The 18,474-nt window shown below is 72.7% G+C and carries 17 protein-coding genes and 1 tRNA gene; 6 read left to right on the plus strand and 12 right to left on the minus strand.

Going from position 1 to position 18,474, the window contains the following annotated elements; all coding sequences use genetic code 11:
• Positions 1–5: 5 nt before the first annotated feature.
• Entirely contained in the window at positions 6–2,276 is a 2,271-nt protein-coding gene (recG, locus tag VYL96_RS09105) for an ATP-dependent DNA helicase RecG (RefSeq protein WP_061227776.1), read from the minus strand.
• Entirely contained in the window at positions 2,273–4,048 is a 1,776-nt protein-coding gene (locus VYL96_RS09110; RefSeq protein WP_061227777.1) for a fatty acid kinase ATP-binding subunit FakA, read from the minus strand. The genes recG and VYL96_RS09110 overlap by 4 nt, the downstream gene beginning before the upstream one ends.
• Before the next feature lie 127 nt (positions 4,049–4,175).
• Between VYL96_RS09110 and VYL96_RS09115 the strand changes: the two genes are divergently transcribed.
• The gene (locus VYL96_RS09115) at positions 4,176–4,970 is read left to right on the plus strand and encodes an enoyl-CoA hydratase/isomerase family protein (protein WP_061227778.1); all 795 of its coding nucleotides are present in this window, start codon (positions 4,176–4,178) and stop codon (positions 4,968–4,970) included.
• 56 nt (positions 4,971–5,026) lie between these two features.
• On the opposite strand, the gene VYL96_RS09120 is transcribed toward VYL96_RS09115, so the two are convergent.
• The 3 genes from VYL96_RS09120 to thiL are packed head-to-tail and all read right to left on the minus strand — an operon-like array spanning position 5,027 to position 7,282.
• Positions 5,027–5,725, minus strand: a complete 699-nt coding sequence (locus VYL96_RS09120; protein WP_061227779.1) for a uracil-DNA glycosylase — start codon at positions 5,723–5,725, stop codon at positions 5,027–5,029.
• A gap of 3 nt (positions 5,726–5,728) precedes the next feature.
• The gene (locus VYL96_RS09125; RefSeq protein ID WP_007633234.1) at positions 5,729–6,250 is read right to left on the minus strand and encodes a gamma carbonic anhydrase family protein; all 522 of its coding nucleotides are present in this window, start codon (positions 6,248–6,250) and stop codon (positions 5,729–5,731) included.
• 9 nt (positions 6,251–6,259) lie between these two features.
• On the minus strand, positions 6,260–7,282 hold the full coding sequence (gene thiL, locus VYL96_RS09130; protein ID WP_232303024.1) for a thiamine-phosphate kinase: 1,023 nt from the start codon (positions 7,280–7,282) through the stop codon (positions 6,260–6,262).
• Positions 7,283–7,394: 112 nt separating this feature from the next.
• Here thiL and VYL96_RS09135 point away from each other — a divergent pair, with 112 nt between their 5' ends.
• On the plus strand, positions 7,395–8,009 hold the full coding sequence (locus VYL96_RS09135; RefSeq protein WP_061227780.1) for a DUF3515 domain-containing protein: 615 nt from the start codon (positions 7,395–7,397) through the stop codon (positions 8,007–8,009).
• 53 nt (positions 8,010–8,062) lie between these two features.
• On the opposite strand, the gene VYL96_RS09140 is transcribed toward VYL96_RS09135, so the two are convergent.
• Both VYL96_RS09140 and VYL96_RS09145 read right to left on the minus strand, forming a co-directional pair.
• On the minus strand, positions 8,063–9,169 hold the full coding sequence (locus tag VYL96_RS09140) for a D-alanine--D-alanine ligase family protein (protein WP_061227781.1): 1,107 nt from the start codon (positions 9,167–9,169) through the stop codon (positions 8,063–8,065).
• Positions 9,170–9,179: 10 nt separating this feature from the next.
• Positions 9,180–10,178, minus strand: a complete 999-nt coding sequence (locus VYL96_RS09145) for an NAD(P)H-dependent glycerol-3-phosphate dehydrogenase (protein ID WP_007633229.1) — start codon at positions 10,176–10,178, stop codon at positions 9,180–9,182.
• Positions 10,179–10,284: 106 nt separating this feature from the next.
• On the opposite strand from VYL96_RS09145, the gene cofC reads away from it, so the two are divergent.
• From cofC to VYL96_RS09160, 3 genes are read left to right on the plus strand one after another with little or no spacing between them, the layout of a single operon-like run.
• Entirely contained in the window at positions 10,285–11,001 is a 717-nt protein-coding gene (gene cofC / locus VYL96_RS09150; RefSeq protein ID WP_061227809.1) for a 2-phospho-L-lactate guanylyltransferase, read from the plus strand.
• Entirely contained in the window at positions 10,998–13,094 is a 2,097-nt protein-coding gene (locus tag VYL96_RS09155) for an RNA degradosome polyphosphate kinase (protein ID WP_061227782.1), read from the plus strand. Before cofC ends, VYL96_RS09155 begins: the two co-directional genes overlap by 4 nt.
• Positions 13,091–14,005 carry an NUDIX hydrolase gene (locus tag VYL96_RS09160; RefSeq protein WP_061914400.1) on the plus strand — a complete coding sequence of 305 codons (915 nt, stop codon included), beginning with the start codon at positions 13,091–13,093 and terminating at the stop codon, positions 14,003–14,005. The genes VYL96_RS09155 and VYL96_RS09160 overlap by 4 nt, the downstream gene beginning before the upstream one ends.
• A gap of 53 nt (positions 14,006–14,058) precedes the next feature.
• Here the strand turns inward: VYL96_RS09160 and VYL96_RS09165 are convergent, their stop codons facing one another.
• The 3 genes from VYL96_RS09165 to leuC form a co-directional block, all read right to left on the minus strand.
• Positions 14,059–14,439 (minus strand): HU family DNA-binding protein, encoded by a 381-nt coding sequence (locus VYL96_RS09165; protein WP_061227784.1) that lies wholly within the window; start codon positions 14,437–14,439, stop codon positions 14,059–14,061.
• Positions 14,440–14,575: 136 nt separating this feature from the next.
• On the minus strand, positions 14,576–15,172 hold the full coding sequence (gene leuD / locus VYL96_RS09170; protein ID WP_061227785.1) for a 3-isopropylmalate dehydratase small subunit: 597 nt from the start codon (positions 15,170–15,172) through the stop codon (positions 14,576–14,578).
• A 6-nt stretch (positions 15,173–15,178) separates the two neighbouring features.
• Positions 15,179–16,645 carry a 3-isopropylmalate dehydratase large subunit gene (gene leuC / locus VYL96_RS09175; RefSeq protein WP_061227786.1) on the minus strand — a complete coding sequence of 489 codons (1,467 nt, stop codon included), beginning with the start codon at positions 16,643–16,645 and terminating at the stop codon, positions 15,179–15,181.
• Positions 16,646–16,714: 69 nt separating this feature from the next.
• Here leuC and VYL96_RS09180 point away from each other — a divergent pair, with 69 nt between their 5' ends.
• Positions 16,715–17,416, plus strand: a complete 702-nt coding sequence (locus tag VYL96_RS09180; RefSeq protein WP_061227787.1) for an IclR family transcriptional regulator — start codon at positions 16,715–16,717, stop codon at positions 17,414–17,416.
• Between the two features lie 26 nt (positions 17,417–17,442).
• Here VYL96_RS09180 and VYL96_RS09185 read toward each other — a convergent pair whose 3' ends face one another.
• The gene (locus tag VYL96_RS09185; protein WP_061227788.1) at positions 17,443–18,297 is read right to left on the minus strand and encodes a TroA family protein; all 855 of its coding nucleotides are present in this window, start codon (positions 18,295–18,297) and stop codon (positions 17,443–17,445) included.
• Positions 18,298–18,372: 75 nt separating this feature from the next.
• Positions 18,373–18,445, minus strand: a tRNA-Glu gene (locus VYL96_RS09190).
• Positions 18,446–18,474 lie beyond the last annotated feature (29 nt).

Genomic DNA, 18,474 nt, shown 5'->3' on the forward strand with positions numbered 1-18,474 from the left:
TCGAGTCAGTATCTGAACAGGTAGTCGGATTCCTCGGAGCCGGCCAGTCGGCGGACCCGCTCGGCGAGCGCGGGGTGCCGGTGCAGCCCCGGGTCCGCCTCGAGGATCTCCTCGGCGTGGCGGCGGGCGATCTCGATGACGTCGCCGTCGTCGACCACCGACAGCAGCCGTAGCGCTGACAGCGCCCCGGACTGCGCGTCCCCCAGGACGTCCCCCTCGCGCCGTTGGACGAGGTCCAGTTGGGCCAGGACGAACCCGTCGGTCGTGGCGGCGACCGCGTCGAGCCGCTCCATGGACCGACTCCCCGCGCGGGAGTTGGTCACGAGCAGACACAGACCCGGCAGCCCGCCGCGGCCGACCCGACCGCGCAGCTGGTGGAGCTGGCTCACACCGAAACGCTCGGCGTCCATCACCACCATGACCGTGGCCTCGGGGACGTCCACACCGACCTCGATGACGGTCGTGGACACGAGCACGTCGAGGCGGCCCGCGGCGAAATCGGCCATGGTGGCGTCCTTCTCCTCCGACGGGAGCCGGCCGTGCAGGAGGCCGATTCTCAGCCCGGCCAGCGGGCCGGTGGACAGGTACTCGTGCAGATCCACGGCGGCGACCAACGGCGGTCTGTCGCCGCCCTCGTCGTCGTCCCCCTTCGTCGCGTCGTCGGACCTGCCGTCGTCGGCGTCGATGCGGGAACACACCACGTACGCCCGGTGGCCGGCGGCCACCTCCTCGCGCACCCGCTCCCACGCCCGCGCCAACCACGCCGGCCGCTCGCGTGCGGGCACGACGGACGTCGAGATCGGACGCCGACCCCCGGGGAGCTCGTCGAGCTCGGAGACCTCCAGGTCGCCGAACACCGTCATGGCGATCGTCCGCGGGATGGGGGTCGCGGTCATCACCAGCAGGTGCGGCACCATGCCGGCGCGGCCCTTGGACCGCAGGCGGTCACGCTGGCGCACCCCGAAGCGATGCTGCTCGTCCACCACCACCAGGCCCAGGTCGAAGAAGTCCACCGAGTCCTGGATCAGGGCGTGGGTGCCCACGACGATCCCCGCCTCACCGGTGACGATGTCGAGCAGGGCCGCCCGCCGCTGGGCGGTCGACATCGACCCTGTGAGCAGCACGACGCGGGTGGCCTCGTCGGCGGCGCCCAGCCGACCGCGCTCGCCGAGGTCACCGAGCATCGCCGTGAGTGACCGGTGGTGCTGGACCGCCAGGACCTCGGTGGGGGCGAGCATGACGCACTGCCGTCCGGCGTCGAGCACCTGCAGCATCGCGAGCAGCGCGACCACGGTCTTGCCCGAGCCGACCTCACCCTGCAGGAGCCGGTTCATGGGCTCGTCCCGCGCCAGGTCGGCGGAGATCTCCTCCAGCACGGCCTTCTGTCCGTCGGTGAGCTCGAACGGCATGCGGGCGCCCATCGCCGCACGGATACCGTCGTCGCGCACCGGGCTCGCCGGCGCCGGGTCCCGCGCGACGAACCGGCGCCGCGCGCCGAGCAGCAGCTGCAGGGCGAGCGCCTCGTCGAAGCGCAGCCGGTGGCCCGCGTGGTCCTTCTCCCGCGCGTTCTCGGGCAGATGGGCCTTGCGCAGCGCCTCGTCCAGCCCCATCAACCCCGCCGCCGAGCGCACGGTGTCGTCCAGGGGGTCGACCACCGGCACCAGGGCCCGCAACGCGGTCACGACCGCGCCGAGCAGATCCCAGGAGGTGACGCCCTCCTTCGCGGCGTAGACGGGCAGCAGCGGGCGGTCGAACAGGCTCGGCCCACCCTCGGCGTCGATCTCCGCCGCGAGCCGGGCCAGCGCCGCGAGGTCACCCGATCCCTTGAGCTGCCCGCCCTGCCCGGAGACCGGCCGCAGCACCAGGAACTCGGGGTGCTTGAGGTCCGGCGCGCGACGGAAATGCGACACGGTGCCGTCGAACATGGCGAGGGTGCCCACCGGGAGCAGGTACTTGATGCTACGACCGGCGAAGAAGACCACCCGGAACTCCGTGTCGCCGTCCTCCACGGTGAGCGTGAGCATCTCCCGGGGCTGGCCCTTCTTGGTGTGGTACGTCCTCGTCCGGGCCGTGGTGACCGTGCCGATGACCGTCACGCGCTCGCCGTCGACGAGCTGCCGCTTGTCGTAGCGTTGCCCGTGCTGGCGGTAGCGCCGCGGCAGGGTGTGCAGCAGGTCCCCGACGGTCCGGTGGCCGAACGCCGTGGTGATCCGCTCCGCCAGCCCGGGGTCGAGCACCTCGACCAGGGGCGTGTCCGTGGTGGCGAGCGTCGTCATTCGACCCCGACGTGCGCCAGCGCCCGCCCCGGGCCCGCGGCGTAGCCGACGACCTCGATGTCGGGGTGCGCGCTGCGCAGCCTGGACAGCACCGACTCGGTCGCCGCCTCGTCGTACTCGTCTCCGAACAACACCGTGACGAGCTCCCCGCCGGCGGACAGCATCCGGGCGACCAGCGCGCACACGGCCTCGACCGCGTCGGTTTCGATGAGCGCCACGTCGTGGCCGACAACGCCGAGCAGGTCGCCCGCCGCGCACCGGCCGACCAGGGTGAGGGCGTCCTGCTCGGCGCGGACGAGGTGCGCGTGCCGGGTGCCCGCCGCGGCGTCGGCCATCGAGAACCCGTCCAGGGACAGGGTCGTGGTGGGGTCGTGCACGGCGAGCGCGGCCAGCCCCTGGACCACCGATCCCGTCGGCAGGATCAACGCGTGGCCGACGGCGTCCCGCAGGGCGGCGTCGAGCGCGCTGATCCGGTCGCGCGAGAGCTCCCCGTTGGGCAGCACGAGGAGCTCGTCGGCCTCCACGGCCAGCACGGCGTCGACCACACCCTCCCCGTCCTCGCCGGGGTCGACGGTCGCGGCGCCCGCGCCCGCGAACAGCTCGGCGAGCGGGCCGTCCGGGACGACGGCCACCACACGACGCACCCCCGGCTCGCCGCCGGCACCGCCGCGCCGGGCGGCGCCGCCGGTACCCGCGCCCGCGGCGTCGTCGGCGGATGCGTCCCGGCCGCCGTCCCCGGTCGGGTCGAGCATGTCCGTGACCCTGATCTCGGTGACTCGGCCCAGCGGCAGCGCCGTCTCGATCGCCGAGCCGATGTCGTCGGTGTGGACGTGGACCGCCCACCTGGCGTTGACGTCCGAGCCGCCGTCGCCGACCACCACCACGCTGTCGCCGAGCATCCGGAGTGCCGACCGCAGCTCGTCGGCGCGCGCGTCGTCGGAGTGGGTCAGCGAGTACATCACCTCGTAGCGCGTGCCGCGCCCGACGCCCTCGGCGTCGCAGGTTTCACCGGCTCCCGCGCCGCCGGGCCGGCCGTCTCCACCGGATGCCGCGACCGCGGCCGCCGCGGCGGCGGGCTCGGACGGCGTGAAGTACTCCGGCCGCTCGGGCGTCTGTCCCGTGAGCACCTCGACCATCGCGTCGAGCAGGACGAGCAGGCCCCGGCCGCCGGCGTCGACCACCCCGGCACGGCGCAGCGCCGGCAGCTGCGCGGTGGTGCGGTCCAGGGCCCCCGCACCGGCGTCCGCCGCCGCGCGGGCCACCTCGACCAGCGAGTGGGCCGAGGAGCGACCCGCCGCCGAGGCGGCCTCGCGCAGGACCGTCACGATGGTTCCCTCCACGGGGTCGCTCAACGCGTGGTCGACGAGCGTGACCGCCGTGCGCAGGGCCCGGCGGTAGGTCGAGGCGTCGACGACGGTGAAGGTCGCCGCCTCACCGACCGCACGGAGCACCTGGGACAGGATCACCCCGGAGTTGCCGCGCGCCCCGTGGACCGCGCCGTGGCCGAGCGCGACCGCGATCTCGCGGGCGCCCGCCGTGCCGCCGCCCTCGGCGATCCACGCGTCCTCACCCTCCGCACGGTCCACGGCTGCGCGCATCGTGTAGAGCAGGTTTGTCCCGGTGTCCGAATCGGGCACCGGGAAGACGTTGAGGGCGTTGATCTCCTCGCGATGGAGGGCGAGCATCTCGACCGACCGCCGCGCCCACGTGAGCAGTCCGTGCGCGTCGAGGGTCGACGGACGGTCCTCGACATGTGTCGACTCCTGCGTCATCACCCCTCCTCACCACACGACCACCCCTGTGGTGCAACTCCCGGCCGGCGCGGCCAAGCCTAGTACCCTCACCACTCGACAGCCGTCCGACTAGCCGAGACGGCCGATACGACCCGGGAGCAGCACGATGACCTTCGACCTCGCCGACACCCCGCTCGTCACCCTCTCCGAGGGCGTACTCACGCTCCCGATCTCGCTGGAGGGCAAGGGCAACTCGCTGGACTCCGACGCGGTCGACCAGGCGTCGGTCGCGCTGCGCGCCCTGCTCGCGGGTGATATCGAGGCCGGCGCGGTCCTCCTGGTGGGCCTGGGGGCGAACTTTTGCGCGGGCGGCAACGTCCCGGGCTTCGCCGCGGCCCCCGACCGCGCGGAGCACGTGCGTGAGCTCGCCGACCGTCTCCACGCGGTCGTCCGTCAGCTCGACGAGCTCCCCGTGCCGATCGTCGCCGCCGTCGCGGGGTGGGCGGCCGGCGCCGGAGCCTCGCTGGTCCTGGCCGCGGACTTCTCGGTCGGTGGCCCCGACACCCGACTGCTGGCGGCCTACCCGGGAATCGGCCTGTCCCCTGACGGCGGGATGTCATGGCGCCTGCCCCGCGCGATCGGCCAGGGGGCGGCGCGGGCGTTCATCGTCGGCAACGAGCCGATGGACGGGGCGCGGGCGTACCAGCTGGGCCTGCTCACAACGTTCGTCGAGGGCGACGTCCGCGAGGCCGCGCGCGAGCTGGCCGTGCGCCTGGCCGCCGGGCCCCGCGAGTCCCACGCGGCCGCCAAGGCCCTGCTCCGTGCCTCGGAGTCCGCGACGCTCGCCGAGCAGCTCGACGCCGAGCGGGATTCCATCGCCCGCCTGGCGGTCTCCCCCGACGGGGTGGAGGGCGTGGATGCCTTCGTCGCCAAGCGCACACCGGAGTTCGGCGGGCGCTGACGCGGCAGGGCGGGCCGGCCGGCCGGCCCGCCGGAAACGGTCTGCCTCTACGCCTGTCAGGGCTCGTCGGGGAGACTCCAGTCGACCGGCTCCACGCCGAGTCGACGGAGCTCCTCGTTCGCGCGGCTGAACGGCCTGGAGCCGAAGAAGCCCCGCGACGCCGACAGGGGTGAGGGGTGCGCAGAGGCGATGACCGGGGTGTCGCCGAGCATCGGCGTCAGTGACTGCGCGTCACGCCCCCACAGGATCGCCACCATGGGTCGCTCGCGCTCGACGAGCGCCTCGATCGCCCGCTGGGTGATCTCCTCCCAGCCCTTGCGGCGGTGGGAGGCGGGTTCGCCGGGGGCCACGGTGAGCACCCGGTTGAGGAGCAGCACCCCCGCCCGGGTCCACGCGCCGAGGTCACCGTGTGCGGGGGCCGGCAGCCCGAGATCGTCGGTGTACTCGCGGTAGATGTTGACCAGACTGCGTGGCAGCGGGCGCACGTCCGCCTCGACCGCGAAGCTCAGTCCGATCGGATGGCCGGGCGTGGGGTAGGGATCCTGGCCCACGATGAGCACGCGGACGTCGTCGAACGGCTGGGTGAACGCCCTCAGGACGTGGTCGGCGGCCGGCAGGAAGCCCCGGCCGGCGGCGTTCTCGGCGCGGAGGAAGTCGCCCATCCGGTGGATCCGCTCCTCGACCGGGGCCAGGGCCTCCGCCCAGCCGGGGTCGAGGAGGTCGGCGAGCGGCGCGGGGGCGCGTCGTGTGCTCACCGGTCAGTCGAGGCGTCGCAGGTCGGCGCGGTAGCGCATGGCGTTGTCGTGGTACATCTGCGTGTTGCCCTCGAGCATCGCGGGGTCGACCTCGTGGCCCTCCCGGATCTTCGCGGGCATGCCCATCGCCATGCGGCGGTCGGGCAGCTCGAACCGCGGGGGCACCAGGCATCCCGCGGCGACGACGGCGCCCGAGCCGATGACGGCGCCGTTGAGAACGATCGACCCGGACGAGATCAGCGTGCGGTCGCCGATGGTCGCGCCCTCGATGTGGGCGTTGTGCCCGACCACGCAGTGCTCACCGATGATCGTCGCGTCGGTCGCCGTGCAGTGCACGATGGTGCCGTCCTGGATGTTGGACATGGCGCCGACCTCGATGCGCCCGTAGTCCCCGCGGAGCACGGCGGTGGGCCACACGGAGACGCCGGGCCCGAGGGTCACCCGCCCGATGACCACCGCGTCGGGGTGCACCCACGCGTCGGGGGCGATATCGGGTTCGAGGTCTCCGAGTGCGTAGACGGCCATGCGTCCACCCTAGTTCGCGCCCCGCGCCGAGTCCCAGCCCCCGGGGACCCGCGGCTCGCCGTCGAGGGTGACGCGCCCCGGCTCACCGGCCCGGACGGTGCCGATCACCGTGAACCCGGCCGGCGGGGCGACCCCGGGCGGGAAGGTGCCGAGCAGGCCGTGGTCCTCGCCGCCGTCGAGCACCCAGTCGGTGACCTGCGCGTCGGGGTCGGCCGCACCGAGCGCCCCGGCGGCCTCGTACAGGAGGGGGTCGACGGGGAGCGCGTCCATGGTGAGATCGGCAGCTACGCCCGACGCGCGCGCCAGGCCCGACAGGTCACGCAGCAGGCCGTCGCTGACGTCGGTGAGGGACCGGGCGCCGGCGAGGCGCGCCGCGGTCCCGAGCCCGACCGGGGGCACCGGGACGCGGTGCGACTGCTGTAGAGGTCCGTGTGGGTGTCCGGCGAGGAGGAGGGCGAGGCCGGCCGCCGAGCGCCCGGGGGTCCCGGTGAGTGCGACGGTGTCCCCGGGCCGCGCGCCGTCGATCCGCAGTGGTCGCGCGCCGCGCGGGAGGGTGCCGAGCGCGGTGACGCCGACGACGACGAGGTCGGCCCTGGTGAGATCGCCGCCCACCACGACGGCACCGGATCGGGCGGCTTCCCCGTGGATCCCCGCGGCGAGGTCCTCGATCTGCCGCATGGTCGTCCCGGCGGGTACGGCGAGGGCGACGAGCACCCGGGTGCAGTCGGCGCCCATCGCCAGGACGTCGGAGACGTTCTGGGCCACCGCCCGGCGCCCCAGGTCGGCCCAGCCGGTGAAGTCCAGTCGGAAGTGGGTGCCCTCGACGAGCATGTCGGTGGTGACCACCGTCGCCTCCGCCGGCCCCAGCACCGCCGCGTCGTCCCCGTTGCCCACGGGATCGTCCGGGTGGCCGTCGCCCGGCCCGCTGAGAACGGCGAGAACCGCCGCCTCCCCCGCCCGTGCGACGGTCAGATCCCGGTCGGGGCTGACCGCATGCATCCAGGTCCCGGCCCGGTCCGACACGGCGGCCACCCCTTTCCCCGTGGAGTCCCACGCCGGGAGCTCCGGCGTGGGTCTGTAGCGTTGCCGTCAGGCTAGCGGCCGCGCCCCGGGCCGGTCGCCGTGGGAGGAAGGACGACGCGACGTGGCTTCGAGGGATTCGGATCCGGCCGACCGGTACGACGCCGGACCGAGGGATGCGGGCACCGCGTCCGCGGCGCCGGTCTCGAAGATCGTGGTGGCGCTCGCCGTCGTCATCCCCCTCGCGATGCTGGCGGTGGTGCTGGTGATGGTGCGCGGCATCGGCGACGAGGCGGCCGAGGAGGCCGCGAGCGAGCCGGTGGCCGCCGTCGCCATCCCGGCCCCGGGCGCGGGGTCCGAGGAGTGCGTCGCCCTGATCGAACAGCTGCCGGAGTCGCTCGGCGACGCCGCCCGGGTGGCGCTGGTCGAGCCGGCGCCCGAGGGGACGGCCGCGTACCGGATGCCGGACGCCGAGCCGGTCATCGTGCGGTGTGGGATGCCGGCCCCGCCGACGTTCACGGTCGGCGTGGCGCTGCAGGCGGTCAACGGCGTGCAGTGGTTCAACGAGCCCGATCCGGATCCGGCCGTCACGGCCTCCACCTGGGTGGCCGTCGACCGCCCGCAGTACGTGGCGGTGACCCTGCCCGAGGGCAGCGGCACCGGCCCGATCCAGGACCTGTCCGACGCCATCACCGCCGTGCTCGAGGAGGTCGAGCCGGACCCGGCCCCGGTGGGCTGACACGCCCGACGGCGCCACGACGCCCCTCGGCAGGGCCCCACCGCGCCCTGAGGTCAGCCGCGGGTGATCGCGGTGCGGATCAGGGTGTCGAGCAGGCTCTCGTAGTCGACCCCGGTCGCCGCCCACATCTGCGGGTACATCGAGATCGGGGTGAATCCCGGCATCGTGTTGACCTCGTTGATCACCGGCCCCTCGGCGGTGACGAAGAAGTCCACGCGGCTGAGGCCGCGGGCGTCGAGGGCGTGGAACGCCTCGACCGCCAGGGTCCGTAGCTGCTCGGTCTGCTCCGCCGGGAGGTCGGCGGGCAGATCGAAGGTCGTCACGTCGTCGAGGTACTTGGTGTCGAAGTCGTAGAAGGCGTCGCCCTCCGTCTCGCCCTCCACCCCGGTCGGTTCGCCGGGGATGTGCAGCTCGGCCGGCAGGCTCGCCTCGACCCGGCCGTCCGGGTACTCCAACACGCCGCACTCGATCTCGCGGCCGACGATCGCAGCCTCGACGATCACCTTCTCGTCGAAGCGGCGGGCCTCGGCGATCGCGGCGTCGAGGTCGGCCGCCCGAGAGACCTTGGTGATGCCGATGGACGAACCGCCGCGGGCCGGCTTGACGAAGAGCGGCAGCCCCAGACGGTCGCGGTCGGCGGGCGAGAGCGTCGCGGTGCCGGGCCGCAGGACGACCTGACGGCCGATCGGGAGCCCGGCCGCGCCCAGCACGACCTTGGTGAACTCCTTGTCCATCCCCGCGGCGCTGGCGAACACACCCGGCCCGACGTACGGGATGCCGGACAGCTCCAGCAGCCCCTGGATGGTCCCGTCCTCGGCGTGCGTGCCGTGCATGACCGGGAAGACCACGTCCACCCGGGCGATCTCCTGCCCGGCCCGGTCGCCGTCGGCGAACCGCAGCACGCCGCGGTCGTCGGTGGACAGTCCGAGGGCCACCCGCGGACGGCCGGCGTCGACCACGGGCATGATCCGGTCGGCGATGCGCAGGTCCGCCGTGTCGTCGGAGCCGAGGGTCCACGCCCCGGCTTCGGTGATGCCGACGGGGATCACCTCGTAGCGGGAGCGGTCGAGGTGACCCATGACGGCACCGGCGGACACGCAACTCACGGAGTGCTCGGAGCTGCGGCCACCGTAGAGGACTGCGACGGTGATGCGATTCACCGGGCCGAGGCTACTCGGGCTTGGTGCTGCGTCTCATGAGGCGCACCGCCACCTCCACGGCGTCGCCGCCCTCGTGGCAGATCTCGTGGACGGCCTCGGTGAGCGGCATCTCGACCCCGGCCCGCCGGGCCAGCTCGCGGATCGAGGTGCACGACTTGACCCCTTCGGCGACCTGGCCGTTGGTCGCCCGCTGCGCCTGCTCGAGGGTCTCGCCGCGGCCCAGCCGTTCCCCGAAGGTCCGGTTGCGCGACAGCGGCGAGGTGCAGGTGGCCACGAGGTCGCCCAGCCCGGCCAGCCCGGCGAACGTCATCTGGTTGGCCCCCAGCGCCACCCCGAGCCGGGTGGTCTCGGCCAGCCCCCGCGTGACGAGGGTGGCCATGGTGTTGTCCCCCAGGCCCATCCCGGTGGCGATCCCGCACACCAACGCGATGACGTTTTTGGTGGCGCCGCCGATCTCGCATCCCACGACGTCGGTGTTGGTGTACGGCCGGAAGTACGGGGTGGAGAACGCGTCCTGGAGGCGCGCGGCCCGCTCCTCGTCCGAACACGCGATCACCGTGGCGGCGGGCTGTCCCTCGGCGATCTCGCGGGCGAGATTCGGGCCGGACAGCGCGGCGATGCGGGACTCCGGCAGACCGACGACCTCCGCCACGACCTCGCTGATGCGCATGAGGGTGCCGGTCTCGATGCCCTTGGCCAACGAGATGACGCCGGCGTCGGGCTCGAAGGACCGGACCCAGGTCTCGAGGTTGCCGCGCAGGCTCTGCGAGGGCACGGCGAGCACGACCTCCTCGGCGCCCTCGAGGACCTCCGCGGGATCGGTGGACGCCGACACGCTCGCGGGCAGCACGATGTCGGGCAGGTAGGTCGGGTTGCAGTGCGCGCCGTTGATGTCCGCCGCCACCTCCTCGCGGCGCGCCCACATCACGACCTCGGACCCGGCATCGGCGAGCACCTTGCCGACCGCGGTCCCCCAGGACCCCGCTCCCATCACCGCGATCCGCGCCATCTTCGCCTCCCGGCCCTCGTCGTCCCTGCCCGCCGACCGCGGTGGATCCCGGCAAACGCTACCCACGCGGGACGCCGCCGAGGCGCGACTGGCAGGATGGCGGTCGATGAGCACAGCTGAGGGCAGCGCGACCGGCACTGACGGCTGGACGATCGTCGTCCCCGTCAAGGCGCTGGACCGCGCGAAGAGTCGCCTGGACCCGGCTCTGCCGTCGGCCGGGCGGAAAGCCCTGGTGCTGGCGATGGCCACCGACGTGCTGCGCTCTTGCCTCGCCGCCCCCGGTGTCGGTCGGGTCCGCGTCGTCTCGGCCGCCGATCCGCTCGTCCGGGACCTGGCGGCCCGGGTCGGCGCGGAGTTCGTCCCCGAGCCCTCTCTGCCCCGTTCCCACGTCGATCCCCTCAACGCCGCCCTGACGGCCGCGCTCGCCGGCGTCCCCGGACCGGTCGGGGTCGTCGCCGCCGATCTGCCCGAGCTCCGCCCGCATCACCTCGCGCGCATCCTCGCCTCCGCCGAGCGGCATCCCCATTCGACGGTCGCGGACCATCGCGGGGCGGGGACGACGATGGCGTTCTGGACGGGCGCGCCCGACTCCCGGGTGTGCCGGTTCGGCCCCGACTCCGCGGCCCGGTTCCGCGCGGGCGGGGCCGTGACCGTCGGCGTGGCGGCCGATCTCGCCGCGGCGAGCCGGGACGTCGACATCCCTGCCGATCTCGCCACCCTCTCGGCCCGTGACGTCGGCGCCGCCACGGCCGGGGCGCTGCGCGACCCCTCGACACGGCATGCGACACACGCGGACGGGGTATCGGCCACAATGGTGCCGTGACCGTAGAACAGCACGCCCTCCAGGAACTGCCCCGGCCCCGTGACCGTTATCTCAACCGTGAACTGAGCTGGCTGGACTTCAACGCGCGCGTGCTCGCGCTGGCCGGCGAGAAGGGCCTCCCACTGCTGGAGCGGGCCAAGTTCCTCGCGATCTTCGCCTCGAACCTGGACGAGTTCTACATGGTGCGCGTCGCCGGCCTCAAGAGACGTGACAAGACCGGGCTGTCGGTCCGCTCCGCGGACGGCCAGACGCCCGCCGAGCAGCTCGGGCGGATCAGTCTGCGCACGCGCGAGCTGTGCGACGAGCAGACCCGGTTGTTCCGCGACGAGATCCGTCCGGAGCTGGAGGCGAACGGCATCCGGATCCTCCCGTGGTCCGACCTCACCGCGGACGAGAAGTTCTCGCTGGCGGAGCTGTTCCGCAACTCGATCTTCCCGGTGCTCACCCCACTGGCGGTGGACCCGGCGCACCCGTTCCCGTACATCTCGGGCCTGAGCCTCAACCTCGCGGTCATCATCCGCGACCTCGACTCGGGCCAGGAGCACTTCGCCCGGGTCAAGATCCCCCACAACGTCCCGCGCTTCGTCCGGGTGGACCGCGGCGGACCGGACGAGTACTCGTTCGTCCCCGCCGAGGACATCATCGCCGCCCACCTGGGCGAGTTGTTCCAGGGCATGGAGGTCGTCGAACACCATGTCTTCCGGGTGACCCGCAACGCGGACATGGAGGTCGAGGAGGACCGCGACGAGGACCTGCTGCAGGCCCTCGAGCGCGAACTGGCGCGCCGCCGGTTCGGGTCGGCGGTGCGGTTGGAGATCGCGGAGGACACGACCCCGCGGATGCTGCGGATCCTGCAGCGGGAACTCGACGTCGACTCCGCCGACGTCATCCGGTTCTCCGGTCTGCTCGACCTCACCGGCCTGTGGCAGATCCACGGACTGGACCTGCCCGACCTCAAGGACCCGCCCATGGTCCCGGCCACTCCCCCGGCCTTCGGCGAGCGGGAAACCGCCCGCAACATCTTCGCCTCGCTCCAGGAGTGCGACGTCCTCGTCGAGCACCCCTACGACTCGTTCGCCACGACCGTGCAGCGATTCATCGAGCAGGCCGCCGCGGACGAGGACGTCCTGGCGATCAAGCAGACCCTGTACCGGACCTCCGGTGACTCCCCCATCGTCAACGCGCTCGTCGACGCCGCGGCGGCCGGCAAGCAGGTGGTCGCGCTGGTGGAGATCAAGGCCCGGTTCGACGAGCAGAACAACATCCGGTGGGCCCGCGAGCTGGAGCAGGCCGGCGTCCACGTCGTCTACGGCCTGCTCGGCCTGAAGACTCACTGCAAGACCTGCCTGGTGGTGCGCAAGGAGGGCGACCGGCTCCAGCGGTACGCGCACATCGGCACGGGCAACTACAATCCCAAGACGGCCCGGCTGTACGAGGACGTGGGGCTGTTCACGGCCGACGAGGAGGTCGTGTCGGACCTGACGGACCTGTTCAACCACCTCACCGGGTTCTCCAACGTGAGCAAATACCGCCGTCTGCTGGTGGCGCCGGAGGGGATCCGCTCCGGCATCATCGAGCGGATCGACCGCGAGATCGCCCTGGTCGAGGACGGTCACGAGGCGGGCATCCGACTCAAGGCCAACGCGCTGGTGGACGAGCAGGTGATCGACGCCCTGTACCGGGCCTCCCAGGCCGGCGTGCCGGTGGAAATCGTGGTGCGCGGCATCTGTTCACTCCGCGCCGGGGTCCCGGGCCTGAGCGAGAACATCCACGTCCGGTCGATCCTCGGCCGCTTCCTCGAGCACTCGCGGATCCTGCACTTCCGTGGTGCGGACGAGGTGTTCATCGGCAGCGCTGACATGATGCACCGCAACCTCGACCGCCGGGTCGAGGTGATGGTCACCGTCACCGACCCCCGCCTCAAGGAGCAGATCCACCGCATCTTCGACTCGGCGCTCGACCCGGCGACCCGCAGCTTCCACCTCCAGCCGGACGCGACCTGGCGACGCATGCCGGCGCCGGAGGACTGGGGCGACTCGGTCGATCACCAGGAGCGAATGGCCTCCCAGCACGCGGGGTTCCGTAACCGATGAGCCCGAAGCCTGGGAAATCCAGGGTCCGCGTGGTCCCGGCCGCCGGAGCGGTCCTGTACCGGATGGACGGCGATTCGCCGCTGTGTGCGGTCGTCCACCGACCGCGCTACGACGACTGGTCGCTCCCCAAGGGCAAGGTCGACGCCGGAGAAGCACTGCCGGTCACCGCTGTGCGCGAGATCGAGGAGGAGACGGGCTTCGCCGCCGAGCTGCGCTCCCGGATCGGGACGACCGCCTACCCCCTCAAGGAGAACACCCGTAAAGAGGTCACCTACTGGTCGGCGCTGGCCACCGGCGGTGACTTCCACCCCAACTCCGAGGTCGACGAGATCCGCTGGGTGCCCGTGGACGAGGCCAAGTGCCTCGTCTCCTACCCGCTCGACCGGAAGATCCTCACCCGCTTCGACGACGCGCCGCGCGCCCGGTCGGTCCTGCTGCTCGTCCGGCACGCCAAGGCGGGGCGCCGGAGCGAGTGGAGCGGTAACGACGACCTGAGGCCGCTGGAGAAGAACGGCCGGGTGCAGGCCGAGATGTTGGCGCCGATGCTGCGGGCGTTCGGTGTCACCCGTCTCCACAGCGCGCCTCGCGTCCGGTGCGAGCAGACGCTCGCGCCGCTGGCCGACGAGCTCGGGGCGTCGATCTCGACCGAGCCGGCGCTGAGCGACGAGGCGTACCTCGACGATCCCGTCGCGGCCGTGTCACGGCTGACCCGGATCGCCGGCGCCGAGGGGATCGCCGCGGTGTCCTCGCAGGGCACAGCCATCCCCGGGATGGTCCGCGATCTGGCCGGGCCGGCCGGCCTCGACGTGGGCGACGCGTCCACGAAGAAGGCCGGCGTGTGGGTGCTGGGGTTCGACGGCGGGACAGTGGTCCACGCCGACTACTACCCGAGCCCCCTGCCGCTGTTCTGAGGCGCGTGCGGCCCCGTCACCGGGCCGCCCGGGCCCGACCGCGGCCGGGCGGCTCAGCTGACCTTGTCGCGGAGGCCGACCCCGTTGGCGTGCAGGCCGCCGAACGACTGATGCGAGCTCGACCGCTTGGCGGCGAGCCGGCCCTCGGGCAGCGTCTCGGTGCCCTGGATGACGGACTTGAAGTACTGACCCGGCCGGAACACCGGCGAGTAGGTCGGCGGGACCGGGATCGACTCCCCGGTGTGGGGGTTGCGCGCGACGCGGGCCGCACGTGCCTTCTTCTCGAAGATGCCGAAGCCCATGATGGTGATGGACTCCCCGGACGCCACCGTCCGCACGATGATGTCGAGGGTGTTCTCCAGCGCCTCGGTCGCGAGCTGGTGGTCTCCGCCCATCCGGTCCGCCAGCTCGGCGATCAGGTCGGCTTTGTTCACGTGGGGATCCCCCTTCGGCTGAGTATGCGTGCGCGGCTTTCGCAACCGCACGGAATGAATATAAGCATAATCACACGGCCGGGCCAGGCGGGGGTCAATTCGGAGGTGACTCCGAAACATTTTTGACGCGCGTCGGTCAGCGGGGCGTGGTGACCGGTTTGAACGCCGGCCGCCGGCTCTCGAACGCCTCGATATCGTCAGCGCGCCGCAGCGTGAGGCCGATGTCGTCGAGCCCCTCCATGAGCCGCCAGCGCGTGTAGTCGTCGATGTCGAACGGTACGGTGACATCGCCCGCGGTGATCGTGCGGGTGACCAGATCCACGGTGAGCTCGATACCCGGTCGCTCGTCCATCACCTTCCACAGGAGCTCGACGTTCTCCTGCTCGACCCGGGCGGCCACGAGGCCGGACTTACCCGAGTTGCCGCGGAAGATGTCGGCGAAGCGGGACGAGACGACCACGCGGAAGCCGAAGTCCATGAGGGCCCACACGGCGTGCTCCCGCGACGAGCCCGTCCCGAAGTCCGGCCCGGCGACCAGGACGGAGGCGCGGTCGTACGGCGGGCGGTTGAGGACGAAGTCCGGCTCGTTCGCCCGCCAGGAGGAGAACAGGCCGTCCTCGAACCCGGTGCGTGTGACGCGCTTGAGATACTCGGCGGGGATGATCTGGTCGGTGTCCACGTTGGAGCGGCGCAGCGGGGCGCCGATGCCGGTGTGGGTGGTGATCGGCTCCATGAGGTGTCAGGCCCCCTTCGCGGGCTCGAGATCGGCGGGTGAGGCGAGGTGCCCGAGCACCGCGGTGGCCGCGGCGACCGACGGGCTGACGAGGTGAGTGCGCGCACCCTTGCCCTGGCGTCCCTCGAAGTTGCGGTTGGAGGTGGACGCGCACCGTTGGCCGGGCAGCAGCGAGTCGGGGTTCATGCCCAGGCACATGGAGCAGCCCGGCTGGCGCCACTCGGCGCCGAACTCGGTGAACACCCGGTCCAGGCCTTCCCGCTCGGCCTGCTGGCTCACCCGCATGGAGCCCGGCACGACGAGCATCCGCACGCCGTCGGCGATCCTCTGCCCGTCGATGACCTCGGCGACGGTGCGCAGGTCTTCGATGCGGCCGTTGGTGCACGACCCGACGAACACGACGTCGACGGGCACCTCGCGCATGGGGGTGCCGGCCCGCAGGTCCATGTACTCCAGGGCGCTCTCGGCGGCGATCCGCGCGCTCTCGTCCGTGAACGACTCCGGGTCCGGGACGGACGCGCCCAGCGGAACGCCCTGACCGGGGTTGGTGCCCCAGGTGACGAACGGGGTGAGCGCCGAGCCGTCGATCACGACCTCGGCGTCGAAGACCGCGTCGTCGTCGGTGCGCAGGCTCTCCCAGTACCGCACGGCCTCGTCCCACTCGTCGCCCGTGGGCGCGTGCGGACGGCCGCGCAGGTAGTCGTAGGTGGTCTGGTCGGGCGCGATCATGCCCGCCCGCGCGCCGGCCTCGATGCTCATGTTGCAGACGGTCATCCGGGCCTCCATCGAGAGCTTCTCGATGGCCTCGCCGCGGTACTCGATGATGTAACCCTGCCCCCCGCCGGTGCCGATCTGGGCGATGACGGCGAGGATGAGGTCCTTGCCCGTGACGCCCGGCTGCAGCTCGCCGGTGACGGTCACGGCCATCGTCTTGAACGGCCGCAGGCTGAGCGTCTGGGTGGCCATGACGTGCTCGACCTCGGAGGTACCGATACCCATGGCGATGGACCCGAACGCCCCGTGGGTGGAGGTGTGCGAGTCGCCGCACACCACCGTCATGCCCGGCTGGGTCAGGCCCAGCTGGGGGCCCACGACGTGGACGATCCCCTGGTCGAGATCGCCCATCGGGTACAGCCGGACACCGAACTCCTCGCAGTTGCGGCGCAGGGTCTCGATCTGGACGCGCGAGGTCTGGTCGGCGATGAGGTTGACGGCGCCGCCGACGATGTCGGTCGGCACGTTGTGGTCCTCGGTGGCCAGCGTGAGGTCCGGGCGGCGGAGCTGACGGCCGGCCAGGCGGAGTCCGTCGAACGCCTGAGGACTGGTGACCTCGTGGATGAGGTGGAGGTCGATGAAGATGAGGTCGGGCCCCCGGGACTCGCCCTCACCCTCTCCGCTGACCACCACGTGGTCGTCCCAGACCTTCTCGGCCAGGGTCCGCGGGCGCGTTCCACCGGTCACGGTCTCAGTCATCACGCCTCCAGTCACATCCCGGATGAGCCTCTGATGGATTCTCACCATGTAGGACGATATAGTCGAACTGTGAGACAGTATAGCGGGATCGGGGTCCTCGACAAAGCGATGACGGTGCTGCACGCGGTGGCCGAGCAGCCCTGCGTCCTGGCCGACCTCTGCGAGCGGACGGGACTGCCGCGCGCCACCGCGCACCGCCTCGCGGTGGGCCTGGAGATCCATCAACTGCTGTCCCGTGACGACGCCGGGGTGTGGAGCCTCGGGCCCGGACTGGCCAAACTCGCGGCGCACGTCTCCGACTCCCTTGCCGACGCCGCCTCCTCGGTGCTGCCGCGGCTGCGCGAGATCACCGAGGAGAGCGTCCAAGTCTACCGCCGGGACGGCGACCGCCGCATCTGCGTGGCCTCGGCCGAGCCGCCGACCGGCCTGCGGGACACGGTGCCCGTCGGTGCGGTCCTGCCCATGAGCCGCGGTTCGGGGGCCAAGGTCCTCGCCGCGTGGGCCGACCCGGCCACGCAGCGCGCGCTCCTGACCGACGCCACGTACACCGAACGCCAGCTGGCGGAGGTCCGCCGGCGTGGCTGGGCGCAGTCCGTCGCCGAGCGGGAGGCGGGCGTGGCCTCGATCTCCGCGCCCATCCGGGACTCGACGGGCACCGTGGTCGCGGCGATCTCGGTCTCCGGTCCGGTGGACCGCATCGGCCGCCGACCGGGCGTGAAGTGGGCCGCCGACCTGCTCACCGCGGCGGACGCGATCCACAAGCGGCTGTAGGGCGGCCTACCGGCACGCGGCCGACCTCAGGCGGGCCGTCGCCCGCGGACGAGCCTGTCCAACGCCCACGGCAGGCTCGAGACACTGGGCTGGCGCACGGCCGCGACGAGGTCGTCGTCGCGGGGATCGACCCGCACCACCTGGACGCCCGGACGCCGCAGTTCGCGGTACGGCCGGGGCTCGGCCCGCGCGTCCACCTCGAACCCCAGGGCGCGGATCTCCGCGCCGAGCGGCGAGTCCGCCGCGAGGGTGGCGACGGGGGTGTCGGGCCGGGCGCCGGTGCCGACGACGACGGCGAGGGCCTCGACCCCGAGCCGACGCTGACCCCGGGCCCACGCGTCGAGCGCCTCCTCGGCGGTGGCGGTCGCCGGTCCGGGATCGCGGTCGAGCGCGTCGGCCACGAGGTCGAGGTGGTCCCGCCAGCCCGGTCGACCCTGCGGGTCGACGATCACGGTCGCCAGGCGCTCGTACCCGCGTAGCTGGTCGCCGGTGACGTCCGCGGCGGCCAGGACGAAGGCGTCGACACCGAACGGCAGCAGGGACCGCAGACTGGGCAGCCCCGGGCCGTCCCATTCCGGCCGCGGCGGGGCGGGTCGCCCACGCCACGGCCGCGGTCCCGTGCCGTCGACCGCCCACGCGGCCTCCGGCTCGCGGTCGAGCGCGTGCAGGACGTCGAGATCGGCCGAGGAGAGTGCGAGGAGACGGCGCGGCGGCGCGTCCGGCGTCGGTGTCCGGACCGGCTCGGGAGGGGCGAGCGGGTCCGTCGGGGTGGCGGACGGGCTCGTCGTCGTCGCCCCCTTCTCCGCGCCGCACGCACCGAGTGCGGCGAGGGACAGGCCGGCCCCCACGGCGAGGCGGAACAGGTCACGGCGCGAGGTCACGCGGTGATCTTCGCACGCACCCCGAAATGCGGAACGTCCCGGCTCGTCAGTGACGAACCGGGACGGCCTCCCTCGTACCCCCGATGGGATTCGAACCCACGCTACCGCCGTGAGAGGGCGGCGTCCTAGGCCGCTAGACGACGGGGGCCTTGCTCGCTGCTCCACCACAGTAGCCGA

This window comes from Dietzia maris (assembly GCF_036287335.1).
Lineage (GTDB): Bacteria > Actinomycetota > Actinomycetes > Mycobacteriales > Mycobacteriaceae > Dietzia > Dietzia cinnamea.